This window comes from Lysobacter enzymogenes (genome assembly GCF_017168095.1).
GTDB lineage: Bacteria > Pseudomonadota > Gammaproteobacteria > Xanthomonadales > Xanthomonadaceae > Lysobacter > Lysobacter enzymogenes_D.
In genome coordinates this window covers 1-4312 of the sequence record NZ_LXSD01000059.1, presented here as the reverse complement: position 1 = coordinate 4312, position 4312 = coordinate 1, and the positions used below count along the sequence as shown (strand labels likewise).

Below are 4312 nucleotides of genomic sequence, written 5' to 3'. Positions count from 1 at the left end.
GCGCCGCGCCGAGCAGGCCCTGGCTCGGCGCGACCGCGCCCAGCGGGCCGTAGCCGGCGCCGTCGTAGCCGGCCAGCAGCACCGCGTCCTCGCCGGCGGCGAGCTGCGCCAGCGCTTCCAGCAAGCCTTGGGCGAAGCCGCCTTCCAGCGCGCTCAGCGCGGTGGCCGGACGCATCGCGCCGACGCCGATGGTCCAGTAGCCGGCGGCGGCGTTGTGCACCGAGTTGTGGAAGCGGGTCGGCGAGATCGCGCGCGGCTCGTGGGCCAGGGTCGCGCACATGTAGTCGGTGATCGCCATGTCGCCGTGGCTGGACACGAACACCGACGACAGCGACGCCGGCTCGCGTCCGGCCGCGGCGCAGGCGGCCGCGGCCACTTCCAGCGCCGCCGCCACGGTTTCCGGCGCGCGCCGGCGCTCGTTGGCGGGCAGCGATTGCGGCGAAGGCCGCGCCGGCGCCGCGTCGACGGCGTCGCCGCCTTGCGCGTAGGCGCGCGCGGCGTTCCAGTCGGGCAGGCCGCGGCTCCAGTAGCCGATGCCTTCGATGACGGCGGACAGGACGGGAGCGTTCATGCGCGCGCGAACACCAGCGAGCAGTTGTTGCCGCCGAAGCCGAAGGAATTGTTCATCGCGTAGCGGATCGGCGCGCGCGCGTTGTCGAAGCGGATCTGCGGGCCGTTGCCCGGATCGGGCTCGCGGCTGTTGAGGGTGCCGGGCAACTCGCCGCTGTCCAGCGCCAGCAGCGCGAACGCCGACTCGACGATGCCGGCCGCGCCGAGGGTGTGGCCGGTCCAGCCCTTGGTCGAGGAGGCGTGCAGTTGCGGCGGGAACATCGCCGCCACCGCCAGCGCCTCGACCTGGTCGTTGGCCTGCGTGGCGGTGCCGTGCAGATTCAGATAGCCGATCGCATCGGCGTCCACGCCGGCGCGGGCCAGCGCATCGGCCATCGCCAGGCGCGCGCCCAGGCCCTGCGGATGCGGCGTGGACATGTGGTGGGCGTCGCTGGACTCGCCGTAGCCGCGCAACTGCAGGCCGCCCTGTTCGGGTTCGCAGCGCTCCAGCAATGCGAAGCCGCCGGCCTCGCCGAGCGACAGCCCGACCCGGCGCGCGTCGAACGGCATGCACGGCTCGGGCGAAACCAGTTGCAGCGAGTTGAAGCCGAACAGCACGCTGCCGCACAAGGTGTCGACGCCGCCGACCAGGGCCGCGTCGACCACGCCGGCGGCGATCAGCCGCGCGGCCTGGGCGAACACCTTGGCGCTGGACGAACACGCGGTGGCGACGGTGACGCACGGCCCGCGCAGGCCGGTGGCGGCGGCGACGAAGGCGCCGAGCGAATGCGGGGTGTGCAGCTGCGGGCGGTCGAGATCGGCGGGGAAGCGCGGCGGTTCGCCGTGCAGGCGCGCATAGGCTTCCTCGGTGGCGCCGATGCTCGAGGTCGAGGTGCCGACGATGACCGCCACCCGCTCGGCGCCGTGGCGCGCGACCGCGGCGGCGATCGCCTGCGGCAGGCCGTCCTGGTTCAGGCTCAGCCAGGCCAGGCGGTTATTGCGGCAATCCCAGCGCGCCAAGGCCGGCGGCAGCGGCGCCTGTTCGAGTCCCTCGACCCGGCCGATCCAGCAGTCCAGCGGCGCCTGATCCGGCGCGAGCGGGGCGAAATCGTTGCGGCGCAGGCCGCTGCGGCGTTCGTGCAAGGCCGCGGCCTGCGCGGGCAGGCCGTGCCCCAGGGCCGTGCTGGCGGTGTAGGCGCGGATCGCCAGGGGCGGCATCGGGGAGGCGGTGGATGTCACTGCGCGGGCGGGCCGGGAGGATGAGGCGGGCCCGCAGTATAGCCAAGCGCGGCGGCGGCTCCGGCGGCGAGGCGGTGCGAGGCTGTACGGTTCATCGTGGTGCGCGGGCGCTGCGGCGCCGGCGTCTGCGGCGCTGTTCGCGGCGTCGGTGGCGTCGGGAGCGGTTCGGCAACGCCGCTGCGAACGGCAGCGCAGGAAGGCGGCGCCAGAGCGCGACGCCGGCAGGCCGCGCCGGAAAGCGGCGCCGGAATGCGGCACGTATCATGGCGCGGCCGCGAGTCGCCGCGCCGTACCGCAGCGCGTCGTCGCGGCCGCCACGGCGCAGGCCGCGACGAGGTCGGCGGCGAGTCCGCGCGCACCGCGCCGGCGACGATTCGTGTTCCATCGCAGGGGGATTGCATGCGTTCCATCCAATTCGCGCCGGCCGCGTTCGCGGCGTCCCTTCCGCGCCCGGGCCGGCGCCGGTTGCGGGCCGTTTCCGCGTGACCACCCGCGTCGCCCACCGCATCGCCTTGTTCGGCGATCGCGACATCCTGTTGGTGGCCGCGGTCGCCGCGGCGGTGTGCGCGCTCAGCGCCGGGCTGGTGTATCTGGGCTATTTCGTCCACGTGCTGCGGGTGGCGCGCAACGCGCCGTGCCGGCCCGAGCGCGGCGAATGCGTGCTGCTGTTCGGCAAGCACGCGCCGCAGGGCCGGCTCGACCGCGATTTCGAAGCGCGCCTGGACCGCGCCGCGGCGCTGTGGTCGGACCGCGCGCCGCACAGCGTGGTGCTGCTCGGCGGCGGCGCCGCCGACCAGCCCAGCGAGGCCGAACTGGCGCGGCGCGGCCTGCTCGCGCGCGGCATCGCCGCCGACGCGCCGCTGCGGCTGGAATGCGAATCGCGCGACACCCTGCAGAACCTGCGCAACGCGCGCGACCTGCTCGGCGAGGGCATGCGCGGCCGCGTCACCCTGCTCAGCAGCCGCTACCACCTGGCGCGCTGCGCGTGGTTCGCGCGCCGGCTCGGCTACGACTTCGAACTGTGCGCGGCCGAACCGCGCCTGCGCCTGGGCCCGCGCATGCTGGTGCGGCTGGCCGGCGAAGCCGCCTACGTCTGCCTGAGCGACCTGGGCGCGCGCTGGGCGCGGCTGACCGGCAGCCGGCGCATGCTGGCGCGGCTGAGCTGAGCTGAGCTGAGCCGGCCGGAGCGTGCCCGCCCGCAGCCGGCCGGCGGCCGGCAAAATTTTCCGTTCGCGAAAACTCGGCGCCGTGATCGCTGCCAGCCGCTTATGTGACTGCGATCAGCCGGGCGTGGCGCTTCGGCCTTGCCGGCGATGGGTTTTGCGCGAAGTTTTGTGGCAGGCGCGTCGGCGCCGGCGGTTCAGGCGTCCTCGCGGCGCGTGCGCGCGCCGCGCAACAGGTCCTGGCGCGCCATCGCTTCGCGCAGATGCGCCTCGCCGCCCGAGCACACCGCCAGCACCCGGCAGCGGCCCGGCGCGGCAGCGAGATAGGCATGGCCCATGGTGCTGTCGAAATAGATCGAATCGCCGGCTTCCAATCGCGCCGGCGCGTACAGCTCGGTGTGCAGTTCGACCGCGCCTTCCAGCACCAGCGCGAACTCCTCGCCGGTGTGGCGGATCAGCTCGCCGAACTCGTCCAGTCGGCGCGCGTGCAGCTCGACGATGATCGGCACCAGGCGCTTGTTGAGCAGTTCCGAAGCCGGATACAGATGATCGTAGTGCTCGGTGCGGATCGTGTAGCCCTCGCCGGCGCGGGTGATGCTGCGGCGGCCGCCGAAGGCGTCGTTGCCGGCCGGCGCCTGGCTCGAGAACAGCTCGCCGATGTCCACTTCCAGGCCCTGGGCGATGCGGGTGAGCTTGTCGAAGCTCAGCGACATCTTGCCGTTCTCGATCTTCGACAGGGTCGAAATCGGCAGGCCGGTGCGGGCGCCGATTTCGGCCAGGGTCCAGCCGCGCTGGCGGCGCAGGGCGCGCAGCGCGACGCCCGGGTTATGGGCGGCGGCGGGCGCGGCGACGGTGACGGTCTTGCTGCGCTTGGCGGGCATGGATTAGGCCGAAGAGGGCACACGCGACTCTAGGGCCCGCGCCGAAGCCTTGCCAAGCCGCGGCGGCAAGCGATTGTGCGGACTGTGAAACAGGATTTCTAATCGGGAAACAGGCCGGGCGGCTGGCCGTGGCGGCGGCGTGCGGGCGAGGGTTCGTGGCCGCCGGCCGGCGCGCGGCGGTCGCCGATGCGGCGCCGGCGAGCAAGTACACTGCCGGGCTGCCGCCGGCTGCACGACCTGCCGCACGGCGTTGGATGGAGTTCCCGGGACCGCGCCCGGGCGAAAGGGGGTTTAGGGATGAGTCGCAAGGTCTGGGGGCGGGGTGGGCGCGTGCTTGCGCCGGTGGGGTTGTGGCTGGCATTGGCCTGGGCCGCGACGGCGCAGACGCCGGCCGCGCAGACGCCGCCCAAACCGGACGAGACGCCGCCGCCGGCCGCGAACGCGCCGGCCGCCGCGGCGTTTCCGGCGGCGACGACGGCG

At 74.1% G+C, this 4312-nt stretch carries 5 protein-coding genes; 2 read left to right on the top strand and 3 right to left on the bottom strand.

Going from position 1 to position 4312, the window contains the following annotated elements; translation table 11 throughout:
• Together A7A76_RS01720 and A7A76_RS01715 are read right to left on the bottom strand one after the other, a co-directional pair.
• Positions 1–571, bottom strand: a 571-nt coding sequence (locus A7A76_RS01720) for a beta-ketoacyl synthase chain length factor (protein WP_206409577.1), incomplete at its 3' end; no start/stop codon positions are given.
• Entirely contained in the window at positions 568–1767 is a 1200-nt protein-coding gene (locus A7A76_RS01715) for a beta-ketoacyl-[acyl-carrier-protein] synthase family protein (protein WP_206409576.1), read from the bottom strand. The genes A7A76_RS01715 and A7A76_RS01720, both read right to left, overlap by 4 nt.
• Positions 1768–2270: 503 nt before the next feature.
• Between A7A76_RS01715 and A7A76_RS01710 the strand changes: the two genes are divergently transcribed.
• Positions 2271–2954, top strand: coding sequence for an ElyC/SanA/YdcF family protein (locus A7A76_RS01710; RefSeq protein WP_206409575.1), 684 nt, complete (start codon positions 2271–2273; stop codon positions 2952–2954).
• A 194-nt stretch (positions 2955–3148) separates the two neighbouring features.
• Here A7A76_RS01710 and A7A76_RS01705 read toward each other — a convergent pair whose 3' ends face one another.
• Entirely contained in the window at positions 3149–3832 is a 684-nt protein-coding gene (locus tag A7A76_RS01705; protein WP_096376491.1) for a helix-turn-helix domain-containing protein, read from the bottom strand.
• Between the two features lie 297 nt (positions 3833–4129).
• Between A7A76_RS01705 and A7A76_RS01700 the strand changes: the two genes are divergently transcribed.
• The coding region (locus A7A76_RS01700; RefSeq protein ID WP_206409574.1) for a hypothetical protein at positions 4130–4312 on the top strand (183 nt) is incomplete at its 3' end.